The organism is Sulfurospirillum sp. E15m (assembly GCF_059415145.1).
In genome coordinates, this window is the sequence record NZ_JCAHZS010000002.1 from 186,384 (window position 1) to 210,843 (window position 24,460).

General features: G+C 37.5%; 21 protein-coding genes. 20 read left to right on the forward strand and 1 reads right to left on the reverse strand.

Annotated elements, in window-relative coordinates:
* Positions 1 to 73 precede the first annotated feature (73 nt).
* The 10 genes from AC5SLP_RS05085 to nikR all read left to right on the forward strand — a co-directional run bounded on the left by AC5SLP_RS05085 (position 74) and on the right by nikR (position 11,645).
* A complete protein-coding gene (locus AC5SLP_RS05085; RefSeq protein ID WP_495254063.1) occupies positions 74 to 667 on the forward strand; it encodes a TetR/AcrR family transcriptional regulator in 594 nt (197 codons plus the stop codon).
* Complete coding sequence (locus tag AC5SLP_RS05090; RefSeq protein WP_495254064.1) at positions 657 to 1,550, forward strand: NADH-quinone oxidoreductase subunit B family protein; 894 nt, start codon at positions 657 to 659, stop codon at positions 1,548 to 1,550. Before AC5SLP_RS05085 ends, AC5SLP_RS05090 begins: the two co-directional genes overlap by 11 nt.
* Positions 1,537 to 2,880, forward strand: coding sequence for a nickel-dependent hydrogenase large subunit (locus AC5SLP_RS05095; RefSeq protein WP_495254065.1), 1,344 nt, complete (start codon positions 1,537 to 1,539; stop codon positions 2,878 to 2,880). The genes AC5SLP_RS05090 and AC5SLP_RS05095 overlap by 14 nt, the downstream gene beginning before the upstream one ends.
* 233 nt (positions 2,881 to 3,113) lie before the next feature.
* A complete protein-coding gene (locus AC5SLP_RS05100; RefSeq protein WP_495254066.1) occupies positions 3,114 to 4,271 on the forward strand; it encodes a hydrogenase small subunit in 1,158 nt (385 codons plus the stop codon).
* 15 nt (positions 4,272 to 4,286) lie between these two features.
* A complete protein-coding gene (locus AC5SLP_RS05105) occupies positions 4,287 to 6,035 on the forward strand; it encodes a nickel-dependent hydrogenase large subunit (RefSeq protein ID WP_495254067.1) in 1,749 nt (582 codons plus the stop codon).
* Between the two features lie 20 nt (positions 6,036 to 6,055).
* Complete coding sequence (cybH, locus tag AC5SLP_RS05110) at positions 6,056 to 6,733, forward strand: Ni/Fe-hydrogenase, b-type cytochrome subunit (protein WP_495254068.1); 678 nt, start codon at positions 6,056 to 6,058, stop codon at positions 6,731 to 6,733.
* 12 nt (positions 6,734 to 6,745) lie between these two features.
* On the forward strand, positions 6,746 to 7,285 hold the full coding sequence (locus AC5SLP_RS05115) for a HyaD/HybD family hydrogenase maturation endopeptidase (RefSeq protein WP_495254069.1): 540 nt from the start codon (positions 6,746 to 6,748) through the stop codon (positions 7,283 to 7,285).
* Positions 7,282 to 8,946: a hypothetical protein gene (locus AC5SLP_RS05120; RefSeq protein WP_495254070.1), complete on the forward strand. Its 1,665-nt coding sequence runs from the start codon at positions 7,282 to 7,284 to the stop codon at positions 8,944 to 8,946. Before AC5SLP_RS05115 ends, AC5SLP_RS05120 begins: the two co-directional genes overlap by 4 nt.
* The gene (gene hypF, locus AC5SLP_RS05125) at positions 8,936 to 11,155 is read left to right on the forward strand and encodes a carbamoyltransferase HypF (protein WP_495254071.1); all 2,220 of its coding nucleotides are present in this window, start codon (positions 8,936 to 8,938) and stop codon (positions 11,153 to 11,155) included. The genes AC5SLP_RS05120 and hypF overlap by 11 nt, the downstream gene beginning before the upstream one ends.
* Positions 11,156 to 11,231: 76 nt before the next feature.
* Positions 11,232 to 11,645 (forward strand): nickel-responsive transcriptional regulator NikR, encoded by a 414-nt coding sequence (gene nikR / locus AC5SLP_RS05130; RefSeq protein ID WP_495254072.1) that lies wholly within the window; start codon positions 11,232 to 11,234, stop codon positions 11,643 to 11,645.
* A gap of 66 nt (positions 11,646 to 11,711) precedes the next feature.
* Here nikR and AC5SLP_RS05135 read toward each other — a convergent pair whose 3' ends face one another.
* The gene (locus tag AC5SLP_RS05135; protein WP_495254073.1) at positions 11,712 to 12,359 is read right to left on the reverse strand and encodes a Crp/Fnr family transcriptional regulator; all 648 of its coding nucleotides are present in this window, start codon (positions 12,357 to 12,359) and stop codon (positions 11,712 to 11,714) included.
* 280 nt (positions 12,360 to 12,639) lie between these two features.
* Here AC5SLP_RS05135 and fdhF point away from each other — a divergent pair, with 280 nt between their 5' ends.
* The 10 genes from fdhF (at position 12,640) to AC5SLP_RS05185 (ending at position 24,452) form a co-directional block, all read left to right on the forward strand.
* Entirely contained in the window at positions 12,640 to 14,877 is a 2,238-nt protein-coding gene (gene fdhF, locus AC5SLP_RS05140) for a formate dehydrogenase subunit alpha (RefSeq protein ID WP_495254074.1), read from the forward strand.
* 547 nt (positions 14,878 to 15,424) lie between these two features.
* Entirely contained in the window at positions 15,425 to 15,706 is a 282-nt protein-coding gene (locus AC5SLP_RS05145) for a hypothetical protein (RefSeq protein ID WP_495254075.1), read from the forward strand.
* 2 nt (positions 15,707 to 15,708) lie between these two features.
* A complete protein-coding gene (locus tag AC5SLP_RS05150) occupies positions 15,709 to 16,281 on the forward strand; it encodes a 4Fe-4S dicluster domain-containing protein (RefSeq protein ID WP_495254076.1) in 573 nt (190 codons plus the stop codon).
* Between the two features lie 13 nt (positions 16,282 to 16,294).
* Positions 16,295 to 18,259 carry a proton-conducting transporter transmembrane domain-containing protein gene (locus tag AC5SLP_RS05155; RefSeq protein WP_495254077.1) on the forward strand — a complete coding sequence of 655 codons (1,965 nt, stop codon included), beginning with the start codon at positions 16,295 to 16,297 and terminating at the stop codon, positions 18,257 to 18,259.
* 10 nt (positions 18,260 to 18,269) lie between these two features.
* Positions 18,270 to 19,193, forward strand: coding sequence for a respiratory chain complex I subunit 1 family protein (locus AC5SLP_RS05160; RefSeq protein ID WP_495254078.1), 924 nt, complete (start codon positions 18,270 to 18,272; stop codon positions 19,191 to 19,193).
* A gap of 1 nt (position 19,194) precedes the next feature.
* On the forward strand, positions 19,195 to 19,842 hold the full coding sequence (hyfE, locus tag AC5SLP_RS05165) for a hydrogenase 4 membrane subunit (RefSeq protein WP_495254079.1): 648 nt from the start codon (positions 19,195 to 19,197) through the stop codon (positions 19,840 to 19,842).
* 8 nt (positions 19,843 to 19,850) lie between these two features.
* Positions 19,851 to 21,335 carry a hydrogenase 4 subunit F gene (locus AC5SLP_RS05170; protein ID WP_495254080.1) on the forward strand — a complete coding sequence of 495 codons (1,485 nt, stop codon included), beginning with the start codon at positions 19,851 to 19,853 and terminating at the stop codon, positions 21,333 to 21,335.
* Between the two features lie 10 nt (positions 21,336 to 21,345).
* Positions 21,346 to 23,085, forward strand: coding sequence for an NADH-quinone oxidoreductase subunit D-related protein (locus tag AC5SLP_RS05175; RefSeq protein WP_495254081.1), 1,740 nt, complete (start codon positions 21,346 to 21,348; stop codon positions 23,083 to 23,085).
* A 9-nt stretch (positions 23,086 to 23,094) separates the two neighbouring features.
* Complete coding sequence (locus AC5SLP_RS05180; RefSeq protein ID WP_495254082.1) at positions 23,095 to 23,631, forward strand: formate hydrogenlyase complex iron-sulfur subunit; 537 nt, start codon at positions 23,095 to 23,097, stop codon at positions 23,629 to 23,631.
* Entirely contained in the window at positions 23,628 to 24,452 is an 825-nt protein-coding gene (locus AC5SLP_RS05185) for an NADH-quinone oxidoreductase subunit B family protein (protein WP_495254083.1), read from the forward strand. Before AC5SLP_RS05180 ends, AC5SLP_RS05185 begins: the two co-directional genes overlap by 4 nt.
* The last annotated feature ends 8 nt before the right edge of the window (positions 24,453 to 24,460 follow it).

The following is a 24,460-nucleotide window of genomic DNA, read 5'->3' on the forward strand; positions in this document are numbered from 1 at the left end:
AGTCGAAGATTTTAAATAAATATTTACAAAAATGGTACAATGAAAAAAGAGTGTTTTTTTAAGGGAAGAATCAGTGGACAAAAAAATTAAAAAAAGTGAAAAGATTTTAGACGCAGCTTTGTTGCTTTTTTCAACGCAAGGGTTTTATGCGACGACAATCCCAGATATCGCCAAAGCGATGGGGATGAGTGTCGGAAATATTTATAATTATTTTTCATCCAAAGAGATATTAGCCAAAGAAATCATCAAATATTCATCGGATATTTTGGGAAATGAAATTCGTAAAGTGAATGAAGAAAACTGTGATACAAAAGAAAAGATTCGTAAAATTGTTGCAGTTTATTTTGAAATGGCATCACATAAACCCCAACATATTAATTACTTCTTACGTGTTTACCTTGCCAATAAAGAGGTTTTCAAAGAAGGCTGTGAAGGAATGTTGTGTGTTTCTGCCTTTGTGACAGAGCTAATGATTTTTTTTGAAGAAGGCGTGGCCAGAGGTGAGCTTCGCAATCAAGACTTTTTTTCCGCTTTTGGACTTTTTATGGGTTATCTTGGCGGATTTGTTTTTTTAAGTGGTGAGGGTGTTTTAGACAAAGACTTGACCCAGTATATTGATGATATTGCCCTTAATATCTATAATGCCCTTAAAAACAGTGAAAACTAAAAAATCATCGATTGTTTGGCTTCAAGGCCTTACATGTAATGGCAATAGCCACTCTTTTTTGAATTATCCGTATATGGAAAGCTTTTCTGCTTCTTTTGAGATGGTGTACCATCCACTGCTTTACAGTGATGTCTCCTTTGAGTCAATTCTAAAAAAGGATACGCCTTTTGATTTTCTCATTTTAGAAGGAGCACTGAGCAAGGATGAAGATATTTTAGTGAAATTTTCTCATCCGTTTAAAGAGGTTTTAGACAATCTTGCTTCTCGCGCTAAATATATCATTTGTGCAGGAAGTTGTGCTAGTTTTGGCGGTGTCTTTAGACTGAAAGACAGTACTAAAATTACAGGAGCACTTTTTAATGGCAAAGAAAAGGGCGGTTATTGGCAGCAACAACCGAAGGTCATTAATATCCCAGGATGTCCTGTTCATCCACGCTGGCTTGTTGAAACGCTTTTTGCTCTGCATGAAAAGAGGCATGTTGCTTTAGATGAATTTTTACGTCCCAAAGAAATTTTTGCCTACTTAGTGCATCATGGTTGCCTTCGCAATGAATACTTTGAGTGGAAAGTCGATAGCAAACAAGTAGGCGAAAAAGAGGGATGTCTGTATTATGAGCATGGTTGCTTAGGCCCAGTGACACACGCAAATTGCAATAAAATTTTGTGGAATGGGATTAGCTCAAAAACCAGAGCAGGCTCGCCGTGCCTTGGGTGCACCGAATTTGATTTTCCAAGACGTGCTTTGTATGAAACACAAAAAAACATGTCACTGCCTCAAACCCCTTTTGGTATTAGTAAACGGGCTTACTACACATTAGCAGGTATTGCCAAAAGTTTTAAAATTGAACGACTTGAAAAGAAGCTGATTGATGAAGATAACTAAAGAGATTGTTGAGCGTATTGAAGGTGAAGCGACATTAGAGCTGGAATGGGAGAATGAGCGTATCACGTTTTCAAAAATGAAATTTGTGAATTATCGCGGCATTGAAGAGATACTTAAAAAACGACCATTATTAGATGCTTTAGCCTTAACACCACGCGTATGTGGAATCTGCTCGCATTCTCATGCCATTGCCTCTGTTTTAGCTTTAGAATCATGCTATCAAACGGCTGGCGAAATTTTACATGTAAGCCAAAAAGCACATATGATTCGAGAGATTGCACTCAACGCTGAAAAAATTCACAATCATATTAAATGGTATTTTTTTACAATAGTGCCTGAATTAAAACGAGGGCTGGATGCTTCATACTCTGGAAACGCGTTTAAAGATAAAACATGGTTTCACATTCAAAAAGCAATCGTGGAAATTCTTAAAATGGGAGCTATCTTTACAGGGCAGTGGCCTCATGGGTCGTTTGTCATGCCAGGAGGCGTAACGTGTGATCCCCTTAAAAGCGATGTCATTCTCGCCCGTAATATCTTAGACAACGTGATTAGTATATGTGAAGAGCATTTATACGGCGTGTCCTTAGATGAATTTTTAACGTATGATTCAGCTTTGCAAGTGATGTCAGAGCCTTCTGCCTTGCATTTTGGTATTGAAACGATGCAGTCTTTAGGCTTTGATCAAGCTGGACGTAGCTTTGATCGTTTCTTAGCCCTTGGAGACTCTTTTCTTTATGAGGGAAGCTTGCGTGCGATAAAAACAACAGTCTTAAGTGCTGATGTCCGTTATGTCAGTGAAAGTTTAGCCCATACATTTTTTGAAGATGCCAAAACTGGATACACATACTCAAAAAGTGCACAGTATAAAAAAAGTTATTTTGAAGTAGGGCCTTTAGCACGACTTATGGTTGGCAAAGAAGCTCTTATACGTGATTTCCACCGTCGTTTTAAAGATGCCGCTTTGACAAGAGTTGTTGCGCGCGTGGTTGAATGCGCACATCTTTTAAGTCGAACACGCGATCTTTTGTTCTCTTTACCATTATCTGAACCTTCATTCATTCCACCCAAAAAAGATGTTCATACTTTAACATCACATGGTATTGGTATCGTTGAAGCACCAAGAGGCACTTTGATTCATGATGTTAGTGTGAAACAAGGCAACATTGTTTCTTACAATATTATCACCCCAACCGTTTGGAATTTAGGAAATGGCGAACCGGAAAATTTATCTGTCACACAAAAAGCACTTTTTGGTCTAAATTCATTGACCAAAGCCGATTTTGTGGTCAAAAGCTTTGACGTTTGTTCGGTGTGTACAACCCAGTAAATTGCATTATTTTTGGTGTGACAATTTAGCCATTTTTAATATAATACACTTTTTATCTTCTTTATTTGTTACATTTCTACCATTTTAAATTAAATAAAACTGAATGTTGTGCGGTTGTAGCATATTGTGAAATATATTTTGATTTAATACCAAATGAATAGTCATTCAGGTAAATAATTATTTCCTAAATGACCATCTAAATTGATCTTGGAAAATTTACACAGGAGAAACTGATGGAACACGCAAAACTGTACGAAAGGCTTGCTGAGAGATTAAGCAATCTTGAGAAGTTCCCCCGCATTAAGGAGGAAAAATCGATTACGGCACTGATGGAAGAAAATGGTATCAGCCGTAGAGATTTTATGAAGTGGGCAGCAGGTGTTACTGCTATGTTGTCTTTACCTTCAGAATTTACACCACTTATGGCTCAAGCTGCTGAACTAACAGATCGTTTGCCAGTCGTTTGGTTGCATATGGCAGAGTGTACTGGTTGTAGTGAGAGTTTGTTAAGAACAGATGCTCCAACCATTGATAGTTTGATTTTTGATCACATCTCATTGGAGTATCATGAAACATTGATGGCTGCTTGTGGATGGCAAGCAGAGCACAACTTAGAGAGTGCAATTGAGAAATACAAAGGTAAATTTATTTTAATGGTTGAAGGCGGTATTCCAGCAGGTAGCAGTGAGTTCTTCTTAACCGTTGGACCACATGGACAAACAGGTCAAAAAAGTGCACAAAAAGCAGCCGATGCTGCTGCTGCAATTTTTGCGATTGGTTCTTGTTCAAGCTTTGGTGGTATTCAAGCGGCATATCCAAACCCAACCAATGCTCAACCTCTTAGCAAAGTAACGAATAAGCCAGTTATTAATGTTCCAGGCTGTCCTCCAAGTGAGAAAAATATTGTGGGTAACGTACTACACTATATTCTTTTTGGAACCCTTCCAGCATTAGATGCTTACAATCGTCCAAAATGGGCTTATGGTCTTAGAATTCATGATCTTTGTGAAAGACGTGGTCACTTTGATGCCGGCGAATTCGTTCAAGAATTTGGTGATGCAGGTGCTAAAAAAGGTTTCTGTCTTTACAAAGTTGGTTGTAAAGGTCCTTATACCTTCAATAACTGCTCACGCGAGAGATTTAACCAACATACTTCTTGGCCAGTTCAAGCAGGTCACGGCTGTATTGGTTGTTCAGAACCAGGTTTCTGGGACAATATGGGACCATTTGAAGAACCTCTTGGTGATAGACTCTATCATACAGTATATGGCGAAGGTGCAGACAAAACAGCTGATAAAGTAGGTGTTGCACTTCTCACTGCTACTGCAGTAGGTATTGCGGCTCACGCAGCAATTGCTGCGGTTAAGGGCAGTGGAAAAACTGAAGAATAATAGAAGGATAATAGAATGAGTAAAAGAATCGTAGTCGATCCAATTACAAGAATTGAAGGTCACTTAAGGGTTGAAGTTATTGTGGATGATAACAACGTTGTCAAAGAAGCATACTCTTCTTCAACACTATGGAGAGGTATTGAAACCATCTTAAAAGGAAGAGACCCAAGAGATGCTGGTTTTATGACACAAAGAATTTGTGGTGTTTGTACATACTCACACTATAAAGCTGGTATTATGGCAGTTGAAGATGCTCTAGGAATTGAGCCACCACTTAATGCTAAATTGGTAAGAACATTAATGAACATGGCACTTTTCTTACATGACCATCCTGTTCATTTCTATCATCTTCACGGACTTGACTGGGTAGACGTTGTTTCTGCTCTTAAAGCCGATCCACATAAAGCTGCTGAAGAAGCATTTAAATACACAGACGCTCCTATTGCCTGTGGTGCGGACGTCCTTGTTGCGACTCAAAAAAGAGTAGCGGAATTCGTTAAAAAAGGACACCTTGGACCATTCGCTAACGCGTATTGGGGACACTCTACTTACAAATTAACACCAGAACAAAACCTCATTGCTGTTTCTCACTACTTAAAAGCTCTTGAGATTCAAAGAACAGCTGCTCAAATGATGGCAATTTTTGGTGCAAAACAACCACATCCACAAAGCTTAAGCGTTGGTGGTGTTACATGTGTTATGGATATCCAATCTCCAGCACGTTTAGGTGAATATATGACAAAATTCAAAGAGATTGCTGAATTTGTCAATCGTGCATATTATCCTGACCTTGTTATGGCAGGTAAAGCCTATGCTAATGAACCTAGTGTTACTGCAGGACTTGGTGTTGCTAACCTCTTTACCTACAAAGAATTTCCAATGAACGCAAAAGAGTACCTCTTTGAGAGTGGTATGATGTCTGGTGCGGAAGTTGTGAATCTTATTACCGGTAAACCTTTCAAAGTTGATCAACTAGATGAGAGCAAAATTACTGAAGAGGCAACACACTCTTGGTATAAAGACAATGCAGCGTACCATCCTTATGAAGGTAGACAAGAGCCAAACTATACTGGTTTCAAAGATGCTGAAACCGTTAATGATAAAGGCGTTCTTGCTCCAACAAAAGTTATTGATGAAAACGGTAAATATACTTGGGTTAAAGCACCACGTTACGATGGCAAACCTTACCAAGTAGGACCATTGGCGAATATCGTTGTAAACTATGCGCTTGGTAACAAACGTGTCCAAGCTGCGGTCAATCAATTCCTTAAAGATACAGGACTTCCTATTACAGCAGTGGCATCAACACTTGGCCGTACAGCATGTCGTATGCTTGAATCAAAAATTATTGCAGACCACGGTTTAGAAGCATTTATGGCATTGATTAATAACCTTAAAGTTGATGACTCAACATACACCAGTTACAAAATTGATAAAAACAAAGAGTACAAAGGTCGCTACATTGGTAACGTACCACGTGGTGTTCTTAGTCACTGGGTTAAAATCAAAAATGGTGTTATCGAAAACTGGCAAGCTGTTGTTCCAACAACATGGAATGCAAGTCCAAAAGATGCCAAAGGTGTTAGAGGATCATATGAAGAATCATTAATTGGTCTCAAAATCGCTGATCTTTCTCAACCGCTTGAGATTGTAAGAATCATCCACTCTTATGACCCATGTTTAGCATGTGCTGTACATGTAATGGATACAAAAGGCAATGAGATGAGCAGTTATAAGGTCAATGTTAACGGCGCATCTTGCTAAAAGCGAAAGGGAGTCTAACAATGAAAAGAAATGTAGAATTTGAGTTCTCAGCAGGGCTTCGTTGGACGCACTGGCTTAGAGCAATCGCTATTTTTGTATTGACGGTGACAGGGTTTTATTTGACCTATGTATTCATCGTACCTGAAGCATCAGATGAACCTGTGCTTTTCTTAAATGCAAAATTTAGAATGTGGCATGAAATCGCTGGATTTGTCCTAATTGCAGTGACACTCTTTAAACTTTATCTCTTTTTAATAGATAAAATAAGTATGAAAGAAAGAGTATCCTTTTTGGATTTTATCAGTCCAAAAATATGGTTTCAACAACTAAAATACTACCTCTTTATGGGAGAACATCCACATTTAAGAGGTGTATATAACCCACTTCAATTTATTGCTTATGTGGGATTGTATGCAATGGTATTTTTAATTAGCATTACAGGACTTATTTTATATGTTCATATGTATCAAGGTGGCGGTATCGGTCTGTTCTTATACGACTATATGCGTCCTATTGAAGCAATGATGGGCGGTCTTGCAATGGTAAGAGAAATTCATCATATTACGATGTGGGGTATTTTAATATTCTTACCAATTCATATCTATATGGCAATCTTTAACTCTATTATGGGTAAAGAGGGTTCTATGGATGCGATTATCAGTGGTTATAAGTTTATTAAACACGACCAAAAACACTAAGCGAGTTTTGGCTTGAAAGTGTTGATTTTAGGCATTGGCAATGTTATGTTCTCCGACGAAGGCGTCGGAGTTCATCTTTGCCGCCTTGTTGAACAAAAATATGCGTTTTCTTCATCTGAACATACGCTCACCTTTATTGATGGTGGCACTCTAGCAGAAAGATTAATCCCTATTATCATTGAATACGATTATCTCATTGTTCTTGATTGCGTTGATGCAAGCGATGGCGAAATCGGTGATGTCTATTTCTTTGATTTTGAAAATGTTCCTAATTCTATTTCATGGCAAGGAAGTGTCCATGAAGTTGAGATGTTGCAAACACTCAGTATGATGGATTTGGTAGGTGACCGCCCTCCGACTAAAATTGTGGGTATCATTCCAGAGGTCGTCAGTGAAACGACATTGAAAATGACTCCAGCTGTTTTAAAAGGAAGCGAAGTCATGGAAAAAGTTTTACTAAAACATCTTGGTGAACTAGGATTTAGTCATCAAAAAATTGCTGATTGCACCATTCAAGAAATTGCAGATATGTCCTGTTTGGAGGAGCGATGATTTTAGCATTTGAATTTTATTATGTTTCGCAAAATGGTGTCTTAGAAAAACTTCTCAAAGAGAGTGCATTAGACTTTGGTATTTCACATAAAATTATTAAAGAAAATTCGCTTGTTACACTCTATACACAAGCCGATGAAGAGCGCTTAGGCGCTTTTGCCGATTATCTTTCTACCGCCTTACCATTATCTATTTTCTTTAAATCTTCCAGTGTTTATGTAGCAGAATCGATGCCTTCACAAAATGAGACTTTACCATCTTGTTCCCATGATGTTATTTTTACGCCTAAAATTTTGGCGTTACATGATTCCATAGAATCGCCTTTGTATCAATGCCCTTTTAGAGAAAAGAGTACCAAAAAAGTTAGTTTATTTAAAGGTAATGAAAATATTGCATCTGCCAATGAAGCTAAAGAATATGCAAAATTTTATGCATTGATTGCAGAGTTAATTAAAGATGGTAAAACGATTACGGTAGAAAAATCAAATTGCCATTATACGATTGGGCAAATTGAATTATTGAGTTCTCTTCCTTCTTTAGAGGGAATTGACATCATTGCGACTGATTTATCGGTTATTGAACGTATGGTGGTTATAAAAGAGAATGAGATTAAAGCCTTGGCCTCTCTTGAACGACCTGCCATTCGTCTAAAAGTGAATGCTTTTTTTGCTCAAAAAGGTATCTTGCCAACATCGCGCGTTACGATGCGGTTGTCAGATGATTTTTTCTTATATCATTTAAGTAAAATTCTTTTTGAACAGGGTATTTTCTTTTTATTTAAAACATCCAAGCCTTTATTTGATACCGAGCACAAAATGACCTTGCCTGAAACAGCTATAGCGCCTCTTCAGATTTCTGTGTTTGAAAATGGTGAGATTGTTATTCTTGAAGGTAGTGACTATGCTTCAGAGCAATTGAAACAAGGCCTTGATAAATTTGAAGAACCAGCACATGGTGCATTTGTTTCCATTATGCAAGAACATCACTTCTTTGAAACAACGTCAAGTTGTTTTTATCTTAGTCGAACGCATTCTGATCGCATTATGCATTATTCAAAAGAGCATGGAATGCTTAATTTCGTTGAATTTCCTCTACCACTTTCTTTTGAAGAGCTTTTTGCCGAAATCAAACGAAGCAGTCCGTCTGCTCTTCGCTTGGTCGAAAATTTTGAAGCACAATTTCCAGAAATATATGCAAAAGCACTTGCATGTGTCATCCCGTCTCATTTACCACAAAGTATCTATTCTTTATGGAAGATTGTTGCTATAATTCTAGGATTAAGTGATAATTTTGACCATGCAGCAGAACAATTAATTGAAAATGCTGAAGATTTTGGTGGTCAAAAAGGACCAAGAATGGATTATTATCTTCAAAAACAAGATGCACTCAGTTCAGATTTTGATTATGTGCGCTTGATGCGTAGTGCAATGAGTTATAAGCTCGCTGGTACAGATGATACGACTTTAAGCTTTGGTTTAATGGAAAGCTTGGCTTATTTTCTCTCCGATACGGCAGATGCGCATAAAGAAAATCTTCTCACTGAAAAAATAGCTTTAGCAGGCTCTTTATTTGGCTATAAGCGTTTGAGTGAATTGGTCATTAAAAATATCAAACCAAATCATACGATTTGTTTCAATAAAGAACTTCCTATTGATCGATAAAGAACGCTTTTCGTATGATATTGAAGGAATAGTGCAGGGGGTTGGTTTTCGCCCCTTCATCTATACTCTTGCTATACGTTATCATTTATGTGGCTTTGTTTTAAATAACGCCCTTGGTGTGCATATTGAAATTGAAGGCGAATCTTTTGCGTTAGCCTCTTTTGAAAAATCTCTTTTTGATGAATTACCCCCTCTTGCTCGCATTGATACATGGCATAAAAAGAGTATTACATGTAAAAATGATACCACCTTTGAAATTGTACACAGCGTTGCTAGTGACAATAAATCGTCTTTAGTTTTGCCTGACATGTCGTTGTGCGATGATTGTTTGAACGAGCTACGAGACCCAAAAAATCGTAGGTATAACTACTTTTTTATCAATTGTACCAATTGTGGTCCTCGCTACTCAATTATCAAAACCGTTCCTTATGATCGTCCCTTCACCTCTATGCAACCTTTTGAGATGTGCGATGCATGTAAAAACGAATACACAAATCCACTGAATCGTCGTTACCATGCGCAACCTATCAGTTGTTCTAAATGTGGTCCTACCCTTTTTCTTCGTAACCTTCACAACGACCTATTATTTACAAACAATGAAGCCATTGTGCATTTAGCAGAACTGATTTTAAAAGGGCATATCGTTGCTCTTAAAGGTATGGGCGGATTTCACCTCATATGCGATGCAACTAACGATGCAGCAGTAAAGTCGCTTCGCCAGCGTAAGCATCGCCCCTCTAAACCTTTTGCTGTGATGTTTAAAGATAAATGGGCGATTGAAAATGAATGTGAAATGACGCAAAATGAAGAAATGGGTGTTACATCACTATTGCGTCCGATTGTTTTATTGAAGCGCAAAAAACAGCATTCCAAAATCAGTCCATTGGTGGCTCCAAAAACCGATAGGTTAGGGGTTTTTTTACCTTATACGCCTTTACATGTAATGTTGTTTGACCATTTATCTATCCCTATTGTTGCAACCAGTGCCAATCGTTCGGGAGAGCCTATTATCAGCGACGCAGATGAACTGACACGAAAATTAGGTGATGTCATTGAGTATTATCTCGATTATAATCGAGACATCGTACATTCAAGTGATGATAGCGTGATGCAATTTATCGGTGAAGAGACATTAATTATGCGCTCTTCCAGAGGTCTAGCACCCCAAAGCTTTCGAGTTGATTTTAACGATGAGCGTACGATTTTAGCCATAGGAGCTCATCAGAAAAATGCTATTGCCATTTATCTGAATCATCAAATGATTATTAGCCCTTATATTGGTGATTTAGACAATGTTGCAACGTGTAAGCTATTTGAAAAAATGATAGATGATTTTACACACTTTTATAATTTAAAAATTGATGTGATTGTAGGCGATATGCACCCTCATTATGCTTCAACGCAATGGGCTAAAAGGCAAGCTTTACCGTTTCATCAAGTTCAACACCATTACGCACATATTCTTTCAGCGATGTGTGAACACAAATTGGATGAAAAAGTGCTAGGAATAGCGTGGGATGGAACAGGCTATGGTGAAGATGGCACTATCTGGGGTGGAGAATTTTTCGTGTGTGATCGTGAAGGTTATGAAAGAGTAGCATCGTTTGAGCCTTTTCTCCTTTTAGGCGGAGATGCTAGTATTAAAGATACCAAGCGAATTTTAGCATCCCTTCTATGGCAAAGTATGGGTGACGAGGCAGACTCTTTTTTACTCACTTTGTTTAGTGAAAAAACGCTTCACAGTTTAAAACAAATATACATGAAAAAAGTGAATGCTCCATGGTGTTCTTCCGTGGGCAGAATTTTTGATGCTGTTGCAGTACTTTGTGGTATGCATGATGAAGTCAGTTATGACGGTGAGAGCGGTTTGTGGTTAGAAAGCCTGTATGATTCTACTATAAGTGAAGCTTATGACATCAAGTTTGACGATAAAACTATGCAATATTTGCATATTTTCCCAGAAATGCTTCAGGATAGAGAACCTCATGTGATTGCAACAAAATTTATGAATGCAATGGCAAATATTATAAGCGATATTACAAGACATTATCCCCTAAAAATAGTGCTTTCAGGTGGAGTGTTTCAAAATCGCACGCTTATGGAAAAAATACTCTCTCAAGCAACACAAAAGCTCTATTTCCCGCAACAAATTGCTATCAATGATGGCGGAATTTGTGTCGGACAGATATATAAATTACTTCAAAAATAATATTAATATTTTTATCTTTAACTTTTTAAAGAATAGTATGAATAAAATAGATTCAAATGCAATAAAAGGATCAAACATGGATAAAATTATTCGTTTTAGCGTTTCATTACCTGAGAAGCTTTTAGAAGAACTTGATAAAAAAGTAGATGCTCAAGGGTATGCTTCGCGTAGCGAGTTTACCCGTGATTTAATTCGTGAAAAAATTGTAAAGGATGATTGGCAAGATGACAACAGTGAAGTCATAGGTGTCCTTGCGATGATCTACACGCATCATCAAAATGAACTTGTTCAAAAAATCTTAGAGATTCAACACGATGCAAAAATTCAAATCATGTGCAACACCCATGTACATGTGAGTCATGAAAACTGCTTGGAAACCATCATGGTGACAGGAAAAGTTTCTGAAGTGAAGGATTTTGCACAAAAAATCGCAGGACTCAAAGGGGTGAAATTCTGTAAATTAGTTGAAGCGGCGATTCCTGCTTCTTAGTATCACGTGTTTGAAGTGAGTAAGCAAGAAGCTTGCTCACTTTTTTTACATGTAAATTGTTCTGCGTTAATTTGTCAATGTCCATTCTTTGAGTTTTGCTAGATTTGATATTGCGTAGCGTGTATTATCTCTTTTGGTTAATATCTTCTTTTTCAATAATTCATTAAATACCGTAGACACTGTTTGACGTTTTGATCCAATAAAAGTCGATAATTCTTTTACGGATAGATTAAGTGTTATAGATGAATTATTCTCCAAATTATTATTTTGTGCAATCGCAACTTCAAGCAAAAAAGAAGCAAGTTTATTTTTACAACTTTTGAAAACAAGATTTTTAATAATTCTTCTTTCCATGACTGCACGCTGTTTCAAAGATGAAATGACCGCTGTTGAAAATTTTTCGTTTCTAAAAAAATGAGAGAACTTTTCTGCGTCAATTAAATAGACTTCACTGTCTTCTAAAAATTCAACAACACATGACTCCTCAGGAATAATTATATTGTCTTTAATGAGGTAATATAAAATAAATTCTTCGTCATTTTCATAAATAATAGCTTTAGCTTTTCCACTTTTAAAAACATATAACGTAAGTAATTTATTGTCATAAGCGATGTTGCCTTTCACAAATTTCTTAATCGGGATTGATTTGAATTCATCGTTTGAGAGGATTGATGAAAGATCAATTGAATCTATTCTGATTCTGCTAGATTCCATTTTCAACCTTTTTTTTTAAAAATTACTAAAGCATATCGTATGATTTCTGAAAGTAAAATTAATGAGTATTTATCTATGATTTATGCTATAAAATCCCTAAAAATAGGTGTTCTGAAAAAAAATGAAAAGTGTCATCTATCTGACAGTATTTATTTTTTAGTTGTGATACCATTCTTCCATAAAATTTAAAAGTATATTTATTTCTTAATATTAAATTTATATTATTAAAAAAAAGACATATAATTAAATTTAAGATTGAATATTTTAAGAAAGGATAGAGATGAAAAAGTTTCAAACTACGTGTCCATATTGTGGTACTGGCTGCAATATAGATTTATTGGTTGAAAACAATAAAATCGTCAAGGCTGAACCAACAAAACATCATCACGTCAATGATGGCGAGTTGTGTTTGAAGGGATTATACGGTTGGGAATATGTGCATTCACCACGCAGATTAACAAAGCCTCTTATGCGAAAAAAAGACGGCGTCTTTTCAAAGAAAGGCGAATTAGTCGAGGTTAGTTTTGATGAGGCATATGACTTTGTTGCTTCTCGTATGAAGTCTTCTGTTGAAAACTACGGTGCTAATAGCATTATGGGGTTTTCATCAGCTAGATGCACCAATGAAGACAATTATGCTTTTCAAAAACTTTTTCGTATGCAAGGTTCAAATAATATAGATCACTGCGCTCGTCTTTGACATGGTCCTACAGTAGTCGGTTTGACTAAAACATTAGGAAACGGCACCATGACGAACGATCTTACAGAGTTCGCAACAGATACAGACGTTCTCTTTTTAATAGGCACAAATACCAGTGAATGTCATCCTATTATAGCAATGCAGATGTTACGAGGGTTAGAACGTGGTGCTAAAATGATTGTGATTGACCCTAAAGAGACCGATATGGCTAAGAAAGCTGATATCTTCATTCAAATTCCTGTTGGGTATAACATTCCTCTTTTAAATGCGATGATTCATCATATCATTGAAAACAACCTTTTTGACAAAGAATTTGTTGAAAACTATTCTGTTGGTTTTGATTATGTGAAATACGCTGTTGCTGATTTTACACCAGAACGTGTTGAAAATGAAACAGGTATTCCTGCGAGTCTTGTTATTGAGGCGGCTGAAATGTACGCAAATGCTGGAGCAGCAGCTATTTGTTATACCATGGGTATGACACAATTTATTGATGGAACTTCCAATATTTTTTCTCTTTCAAATCTTGCTATTCTCACAGGAAATCTAGGCAAAAAAGGGGCAGGTGTTAATCCACTTCGTGGACAAAACAATGTACAAGGTGCTTGTGATATGGGAGCACTTCCAAACTGGGTTCCCAATGGTATGGTAACAAGCGCTGAAGTGAGAGGCCATATTGAAAAAATATGGGGTTGCCAAATTAATTCAAATATTGGATTTAAACTAACAGAAGTGCCACATAAAATAGAAGAGGGCATCATTAAATTTCTTTATGTCTTTGGCGAAAACCCCGTGATGAGTGATCCTTGGACAGAGCACTTTATTGAAGCCGTTGCTCACTTAGAAACGATGATTGTTCAAGATATCTTTTTAACAGAAACAGCGCAAAAAGCGGACCTTGTTTTACCAGCTGCTTCATGGGGTGAAAAAGAGGGAACATTTATCAATACATCACGACGTATTCAAATGGTTTCTAAAGCTATTGAACCCAGTGTTGGAATTGAGCCTGATTGGAAAGTCATTTGTAATATAGCGCAAAGAATCGGCTTAGAAGGATTTGATTTTTACAAGGCAGAAGAGATATGGGAAGAGGTGCAAGCACTCAATCCTCGGTTCTTTGGAGGAGCTAGTTATTATCGTCTTAAAAAAGAAGATGGTATCAGTTGGCCATGTCCTGATGAAACGCATCTTGGGACTCCCGTCTTGTACGAAGATAAAAAATCAATGTTACCGGATGGAAAATTTAGACTAACACCGGTCATTTATACCGATGATAAGACACAGCGAGCCACACTTGAAAAAGAATTGATTGAAACACTGGGCATTCCAGCTGATTATCCCGTGGGTTCTGGTGCACTCAGTGAAAAGGTCAATGAACTCTATCCTTGTCTGTTTACAACAGGACGTAAAGTTTATCACTATCATACTGGTACGATGACACGAGAGTGTAAACCATTGGAAATGGGTGCAGATTTTATGGGACCAGCGATTGAAGTGAGCCCTGATATCGCAGATGCAAGAGATTTACAAGAAGATTGTTATGCAATTGTGGAAAATAAGCGCGGTAAAATTGCAGCGAAAGTGAGAATTAACCCTGATTTACGTCATGGAACTATTTTTACAACGTTTCACTATGCAGAGGCTGATGGCAATGAGTTAGCAAATGCGGAAGATAAAGACCCACTGTCTGGAATGAATCCTCTTAAAATGACCATTGCGGCAATTCGAAAAATTACAGAAGAAGAGTACTTAGCTGTTCGTAATGCAACAGATATGTACATGCATCCATCTGAACTTTATCGAACTGTCAGAAGATAAACTGTGAAGGTGGTTTTTCCACCTTCATTAATTTTTTGTGAGATAACTTCTATAATTTTTGTTAGGATATTTAGGATTTACATGATGGGATTATTTCTTTTTTAAGTCTCGAATTTATATTTAATTTATTCGTCAATATTGTAATATATATTTTTATATTACAATATCTTTATAGTCTATATACTACTTGCATCTCAATAATAAATATGTGGATATTTAATAAATTTTTAAAATAATAATTTTATATACAATATACATATTTCATACCTTTCTGCATGCCTACTGACGTATTTTGTCAATTATTTGAAATATTCCTTAAAATTATTTTAATGCACTGCTATACATATTTTTCCTCAATAATCCCTATAAAATAATGTTATTGATAATTTTTAAAAAGTGTCATATGGCTGACACTCTTTATTTTTCAAAGATGATACTATTATTCCATAAATTTAAAAAGTATATATATTTTTTAATATTAAATTTATAAATTAAAAATAAGCATACTTTTTAATTTATAAGACATAAATTTCATGAAAGGATAGTAATGAAAGAAGATTGGATGAAAGATGCTCTTGATGATGTAGTTATTAGTATCAATTTTTTTAAATATAATAATAAAATCGTCAATTTTAACCTCAAAAAACATTATCAAGTTTATGATAAAACAGTATGTTTTAAAGGTAAATATGTACATCCAATCAGGAAATCAGTTGAACCTATTTTGAAAATAAATAGAGAAGTTGATGAAAGTGAGTTTATTAAAATGAGAGAAACCACATATCTACAAATGCATCCCTCTGAATTATATAAAACTGTAAGGAGATAAAGATGAATGAGTTACGAGTCAATAAATTTGTTATTGCAAATCCAAGTGTTTGTATTGGTTGTGCAACGTGTATGGCGGCATGTTATGAGTCTTCCTATAAACGTGGAAAGTTAGCAGTACCACGTCTTATAGTCACACGAACACTCAGTGGTACGATGCCAAATCAATGTCGCCAATGTGATGATGCCCCTTGTGCAAATGTCTGCCCAGTGGGTGCTTTGCGCTTCGGTGAAAATTCCATTGAATTGTACGAAGAAATTTGTATCGGCTGTAAGATGTGTACACTCGCATGTCCATTTGGTGCTATTCGTGCAGGAGCTGAAATTATGCCTTCTGTCAATTACACGATGGAACCAAAATATAACTTAGGTCTAGAGTCTGAGGTTGGTGCTAAGAGTGTTGCTATTAAATGTGATTTATGTAAAGGAAGAGATGAAGGGCCATCCTGTGTAGAAGTTTGCCCAACAGGTGCTTTAATGTTCATCGATACTAAAAACTTGGAAACAAAAGTGATTGGTAAAAAAGCGAATCACAGTGTTGAAGCCTATGTTCAGAATTTAATACAACATACTTAATGAAGGATAAATGATGATAGATGTATATTTATTATACGTGCTAGGAAGTGTTATTTCACTTTTGCTCTATAAACAAAATAACATAGCATCTAAAATAGGCTTTGGGCTTTCTGCCATTGCTTCAGGTTATGGTGCTTTTTATTTTTTAAGTCATATCAGTGAAAGTGACCATTTCACAACCAATATTGCACTTTTATACAATCCTACATTTTCAATAGACCCTATTGGAAATTTTTTCTCGTTTGTCATTACGTTGATTGCATTTGCGTCATCTTTATATGCGATAGCTTATGCGGATGGGTATGCCAAAAAAGGCAGCCTTGCTGTTATGGCTTCTTTATTTAATCTCTTCATACTTTCTATGTTGTTGGTTATTAGTGCATCTGATGTTTTTTGGTTTATGATTTGTTGGGAATTGATGACGATTATCTCAGCCTTTCTTATCTGCTTTAATGATTCAAAATCATCAATGAAAGCCATTATGGTCTATCTTGGAATTGCCCATTTTGGTGGTATGTGCATCTTATCTGCATTTCTAATGATGGCGTATCAATCAGGCTCTTTGGAATTTAGTTCGTTTACGTCTATTAAAATGACTCCATTGATTGCAAGCATTACGTTTTTACTTGCATTTGTTGGTTTTGGTTCAAAAGCAGGCATGTTTCCTTTTCATGTATGGCTTCCAAAAGCACACCCTGAAGCTCCTTCTAATATCTCAGCACTGATGAGTGGGGTTATGATTAAAGTGGCACTCTTTGGAATTATCAAATTTTGTGTTTGGTTGCCTGTGATGCCTTGGTGGGGATTATTAATCATTGTTATAGGCGCACTTTCAGCATTACTTGGCGTTCTATACGCTCTTGCGCAACATGATTACAAGGCGTTGCTTGCGTATCACTCCGTTGAAAATATTGGTATTATCCTTCTTGGTCTTGGAACGGGTGTTTATGGCATGGCGATACATTCTGTAACCCTTGCATCTGTCGGTTTTCTAGCGGGAATGTACCATATCTTAAATCATGCAACATTTAAAGGCTTACTCTTTTTAAGTGCAGGCAGTGTGTTACATGCAACACATACAAAAGATATGGAGATTTTGGGCGGATTGGCCAAAAAAATGCCTTACACTGCTTTAGCTTTTTTGATAGGCTCTCTCGCCATTACAGCGCTTCCTCCATTAAATGGATTTGTGAGTGAATGGATAACCTATCAATCCATGATTCAAGGTGCACTTGGTCTTGGTATCGCTCCTCGTACCATTTTTATTATAGGTGTTTTAGCCCTTGCCTTAACCGGTGCTCTAGCGGTTATGTGTTTTGTAAAAGTTTATAGTGTTATTTTTGGCGGAACGCCTCGTAAACTTGAAATTTTTGACCATGTACATGAATCACCTTTCTTTATGATCGCAGGTATGATGGTCTTAGCACTTGGTTGTATTGCTTTTGGTGTAGGTGCTAATAGCGTTGTTGAAAATATTATGAAAGTTGTATCAACCTTTGCAGGTAGCTTTCCTGTTGAAGAAGGAATGACTGGTATTGCTTCGCCTTTGGGGTCTATTTTATCCACACCATTGATTACGATTGTCATGATGGCAACGCTCGCACTGCCATTCTTAATTATTGTTTTCTACAAATCAAAACAAACTTCTTCAAGAGAAACAGATCCTTGGGCTTGTGGATTTAAATACGGTACACGTATGCAAATCACGGCATCTCCATTTACGGGTGATTTAAGAAAAATGATGGATTGGCTTTTTAAAAGTGGCTCTAGGGTTGAAGATCAAGGGTATTTCAAACCAGTGATTTATCACAATCATGCACAAGATGTTTGGTGGAATATTTTTTATCAACCTGTGCTTGATTTTGTTGAATACGCTTCCAAAAAAGTCTCTTGTATGCAAAATGGCAGCACAGGGATGTATTCAGCATATATTCTAGGCACATTGTGTCTTTTCCTCGCCATCAGTCAAATGATATAAAAGGTTTAAAATGAGTAGTCTATTTTACATGATCATTCAGGTCATAGCCATTGTACTTGTAGCACCTTTGTTTGATGGTATTGCAAGAGTTTTAAGGGCGAGATTGCAATCACGTCGCGGTGCGCCAGATTTTTTTCAAACATATCGTGACATTGTGAAGTTGTTCAAACGAGGTCGTACAACCCCTAGGTGTTCACACTGGGTCTTTCGTTATGGTCCTTACACACTGTTCGCAACAGGTGCAGCACTGCTTGCAGCCATGCCCATTATGTACAGCACCAATTCATTAGCAGGTTCTTACTCTGATGTGTTCGTTGTCATCTATTTAGGTGCCATGCTTCGTTTTATTTTTGGCGCGGCATCGATTGATTCAGGTAACCCTTATGCAGGTGTTGGCGGCAGTCGTGAACAGATGTTGGGTGTGTTTGTTGAACCTGTCATCATGGGAAGTTTATTGGTGGTGATGCTGCTTGCAAAAACCAGCAATCTTGTTGAAATTCAACATATGGTCAGAACCGGTGTGATTGGGTATCAAATCCCAGCGTTTGCCGTGGCTTCCATCTCTTTTTTATGGGCGATGTATGTTGAAAGTGGCAGAAATCCTTACGACTTAGCTGAAGCGGAACAAGAGCTTCAAGAGGGTGTTTTAGGCGAATACAGTGGTTCTGATTTTGGTATAGCCCATGCGGGACTTATCTTAAAACAGTTTGCGATGATTGGTATGTTCTTAACAGTCTTTGAGCCTTGGAGTTTTGAGAATCCTTTTTTAGCTCTGATTGTTTTTATTATTAAAGCAGGTGTTTTTTACGTTGCGGCTGTTTTCATTGATAACTTCGGACCAAGACATAAATTATTATCAAGCTTTAGAAGAAATGCCATTGCAGCATTTAGTGTCTCTTTTATAGCACTTGCTTTATATGTTGTAGGAGCATAATATGATTGATTTACTCAGTATCTTATCCATAGCAATGATTACAACATCATTGATTATTTTTGGACTCAGAAATTACAAAGCAGCGATTTATGTGTATTCACTTCAAACAGCGCTGTTGGTTTCAATCTTTTTACTTCTTTCTTCAACGCATTTGGCTGAGCAACTTTGCACATGGGCATTTATCGCATTTTTTACCAAGGTGCTTTTGATTCCTTATATTATGCTCAGACTTGTCAAAAAGTTGGGTGTTGTGAGTGAAGATGAACCTGTAACAGGCTTTTTTGTAAGTCCTATTATTGCGATTAGTTTTTCACTTGCCATTGCAATGTCGGTTTATCCAACGTACATGGAATTTTCATTGATTAAAGAGAGTATTCCTTTGATTGCTTCTATTACTATCTTTATGATTGGCATTTTTGGTTTTATTCTACGCAATTCAGCCATTAAACAAATTCTTGCATATTGTATGTTTGAGAATGGTATCCATCTCTCATTAGCATTAATGGCATATAACTCACCCGAAATTGCAGAGCTTGGTATTTTAACAGACGCTATTTTTGCGGTTCTTATTATGTCAGTGCTCGCTCAGAGATTTTATAAATATTTTGGTTCTTTAGATGTTTCCAAAGCAACTGAATTGAAAGGGTAGGTAAGGAAATGGATATTCAACAATTATTTATATTATTACTAGCGGTTCCTCTTTTGGCATCGCTCGTTATTTGGTTAGCGCCTGCACAATTTAAGACACTCAGTACATTACATGTAATTGCATCAATGGCTTCTACATTTGTCGCTATCAATATTGTGATGTATGTTATGAACGGCAAAACGTATTTTGCATTTCATGATATGCTTTTTATTGATGCTTTAGGCGGTGTTTTTTTATCTTTGATTGGTGTGACAGGTTTATTAATCAATTTGTATTCTGTCAAATACATGCAATGGGAAATTGAAAAGGGTGAAATTACCACTAAAGATGCCAAACTCTTTTTTGCACTCTCTCATCTTTTTGTTTTTACAATGACATTTTCTGTTCTTGCAAATAACATCGTTTTAATGTGGGTAGCAATAGAAGCGACGACGCTTTCTTCTGTTTTTATGGTTGCTCTGCATAAAGGTAAAAAATCAACAGAAAGTGGTTGGAAATATATCGTTATTTGTAGTATCGGTCTAGCGTTTGCGCTTTATGCAACCGTTTTACTTTACAGTGCTGGTTTTTCTGTTATCAAAGATAGCCACAGCATGATGCTTTGGACAACCTTGATGGCGCATGCCAAAGAGATTAATCCTGATATCTTGAAACTCATTTTTGTCTTTGCTCTCATTGGTTTTGGTACCAAAGCAGGTCTTGCTCCAACCCATACATGGCTACCAGACGTTCACTCTGAAGGTCCAGCACCTGCGTCTGCGATGCTCTCAGGTATTTTACTTAAATGTGCCATTTTAGGATTGATTCGTTATTACGCGATTGTGGGTAACTCCTTGGTTGGGTTTCATTACGTTCAAGTAGTCATGCTTGTGAGTGGTTTAATTACTATTTTTATTGCAGCGCTTTTCTTGATTCGCCAACACGATGTAAAGAGAATGTTTGCGTATCACTCCATTGCACACATGGGTGTGATTGCTTTTGGTTTGGGTGTGGGTGGAATGATTGGTGTTTTTGCCGCATTGTTTCATGCTTTAGCACACTCTGTCACCAAAGCTCTTGCCTTTTGTACCACAGGAAACATGGTTCAAATCTATGGAACACGGGATATGACCAAAATGGGTGGATTGATTAAAATCGCACCAATTACGGCTATCTTGTTTGGTATTGCGATTTGTTCGTTGGTCGGTGTACCTGGTTTTGCAATTTTCGTGAGTGAATTTAAGATTATTCAAGAGTCGTTTAATACAGCGCTTGTTTTACCAGTGGTGTTATTTATCATTGGTTTGATCATTATTTTTATTGCAGACTTTTCTCACTTCTTCCTTGCAACGTTTGGTGAAAGTAAAGTAAAAATTCTCTCACGTGAAGTTGCATGGAGTGCAAATTTACCGCTTATTGGTCTTGCTGCACTGATTATTATCCTTGGCGTTTTCTCTGTTGAGGGATGGATTACTTTACTTAACAGCGCAGTCAAAATCATATTTGTGGCATAAGGAGAACAACATGCTAAAAGGTGAAATTTTTATTAACCAATTAAAACAAAAAATAACCATAAAAAATATCGAACGACAACCCGAAGATCAAGTAACGATTACTGTTGATAGAAATGATCTTCCAGAAGCTGTGCGTACGCTTTATTATGATATGGGCGGTTGGCTTTCAACCATGATTCCAAATGATGAGCGACAACTTAACGGCAATTTTGCGCTTTATTATGTCCTTTCTATGGAAGGTGGCAAGCTGACTGCGGCAGATGAAATAGTGCAAAATGAAAAATGTTGGATTACCGTAAAAGCGTATGTCCCAGCCAGTGACCCAACCTTTCCATCCGTTACATGTAAAGTGCCAGCGGCAGTCTGGTATGAGCGTGAAGCGTATGATTTATTTGGCTTACGTGCCATTGGATTACCTGACCCTAGACGTTTAGTTGTTGCCGATGATTGGCCAGAGAATCTTTTTCCTTTACGTAAAGATTCTATGGATTATAGGTATCGCCCTGATCCTGTGGATCATCAAGATGAACCGGATTATGCCTTTATGGAACCAGAAGGTGCTGGTGTTGTGGATATTCCTTTAGGACCGTTGCATATTACGAGTGATGAACCCGGTCACTTTAGATTGTATTGCGATGGTGACACCATCATCGATGCGGATTATAGACTCTTTTATCAACACCGTGGCATGGAAAAACTCGCTGAAAATAGAATGAACTATGACCAAATGGGGTATTTAGCGGAACGTGTGTGCGGTATTTGTGGTTATGCCCATGCGATTGCGTGTATTGAAGCGGCAGAACGCGCGATTGGCTTAGATATTCCTCTTCGTGCGCAAGCGATGCGTGTCATTTGTTTGGAGATAGAACGACTTCACTCACATCTTTTGAACATTGGTCTTGCATGTGAAGTCACAGGCAATGTCAATGCGTTTATGCATATCTTTAGAATTCGTGAGTTTTCGATGGAGCTTGCACAGCTTGTCACGGGTGGTCGTAAAACTTATGGCAACGTTGTCATGGGTGGACTTCGCCGTGATATGAGTGGTGTGGAGATTAAAAAGAGTTTAGACCTTTTAAAAATCATCGAAAAGCAACTCAAAGAAGTTTGGGAAGCGGTCATGGATGATAAAGCGCAAATTGGACGTTGGAAGGGTGTGGGTATTCTAGACCCTAACGTTGCGCGCGATTTTTCACCCGTTGGTCCTAATGTTCGAGGTAGCGGTTTTAAACGCGATTCACGCTATGACCATCCGTACGATTTCTTTAGCCAAATCGAATTTAATGTCGCAGTTGAATACGGTTGCGATGTGTTTTCTCGCGAAATGGTGCGTTATAAAGAATTACTTGAGTCAATTTCCATCATTCGCCAATGTTTTGAAATGATGCCAGGCGGTCAAACAATTATCTCTGCTCAAACTATGATTAAACCAGGCGCTTTTGCGATTGGTAATGATGAAGCGCCCAGAGGTGAGAACATGCACTGGATTATGCACGGTAATGCTCAAAAAGTGTACCGCTGGAGATGTCGTGCTGCTACGTATAACAACTGGCCATCCCTTCGTTATCAATTCCGTGGCAACACCATCGCTGATGCGGCTTTGATTGTCTGTTCGTTAGACCCATGTTATTCCTGTACAGAACGTGTAACGATTGTGGATGTTAAAAGTCACAAATCTAAAGTACTTACCCATCAAGATCTTAAACAGTATTCTCAGACCTTGAAAAATTCTCCTTTGAAAACTATGTAGGAGTATGAGATGAAATTATTAGATATGACCCGAAAATATGGTAGCGCTACTTACGGATACCCTTTGGAACCCTACAATGTTCCTGAGGGGTTTCGTGGTAAACCTGCTTATGATTATGAAAAGTGTATTGGCTGTACAGCGTGTGCCGTTGCATGCCCATCAAACGCTATTAATGTCAAGCTCGATAAGCAAAAAAAGAAATTAGTGTGGGAATTTAACTGCGCACGATGTATCTTTTGTGGTCGTTGTGACGAGGTGTGCCCAACCAATGCTGTCATGCTTTCCAAAGAGTTTGAAATAGCCGTGAAATTTAACAAAGAAGATTTAATGGAGCGTGGGGAGCTTGAATTAGAGTACTGCGAAGTATGCCATAAACCTTTCACGACTAAAAAGCTTATCGCGTATGATTTAGAGCGCCTTAAAAAAGTCGGATGGAGTGAAGAGACATTGGCTGAGAAAACAAGCTACATCCGAACCTGCCAAGAATGCAAAAAAAATAGTGTTGTTGAGCAAATGAATCGATATTTTGGAAAGGCTAAAAAATGAGTAAAACCTATGTTGTACCAGAAGAAATAGCACTGGCAAACTCTGTTGAATCAAAGTTAGAGCATCTAAAAAACATTAAAGGTAGTTTTAGTGTTTATCGTGTGGACTGTGGATCATGTAATGGCTGTGAAATTGAAATTTTTGCGGCTATAACACCGATGTGGGACCCCGAACGTTTTGGTTTTAAATTGGTAGCTACGCCACGCCACGCAGATATTTTAGTGTGTACAGGTCCTTTAACGCGTCAAATGTACTATCCACTTTTACGAGCTTATGAAGCAACCCCCGATCCAAAAGTCGTGGTTGCCATTGGTGCATGTGGTAGCAGTGGTGGAATATTCCATGATGCTTATAGTGTGTGGGGTGGTATCGATAAAGTGATTCCTGTGGATGTGTATATCCCAGGATGCCCACCGCACCCTGCAACCATTCTTCATGGATTAGCAACAGCTTTAGGCATCTTAGATCAAAAATTATCGCTTAAAGTGCATACCGATGGTTCAAATGAATCGCCTAAAGTGGAAAACTCACTCCTTGGCAATCTCTTATTTGAAAGAGATATTTTAGCTGAATCAAAAGTATTGATGGGGTATCTCTTTGGTCGTAAACTTTCTGATAAATACCTATCAGCACTCAAAGAATCTCCGGATGTAAAGGATACTGCTAAAACACGCATTGTGATGGAACGCTTAGCTCGTGAAGAGGAAGATAAGCGGTATCAAGAGTGTATGCAAACCTTACACAATAAAATCTATCTCTCTCATATGCGTAAATACAAAGAGATCGATGATGCTGATCGCATGGATTTGGCAAGCAACTAGGAATTGGT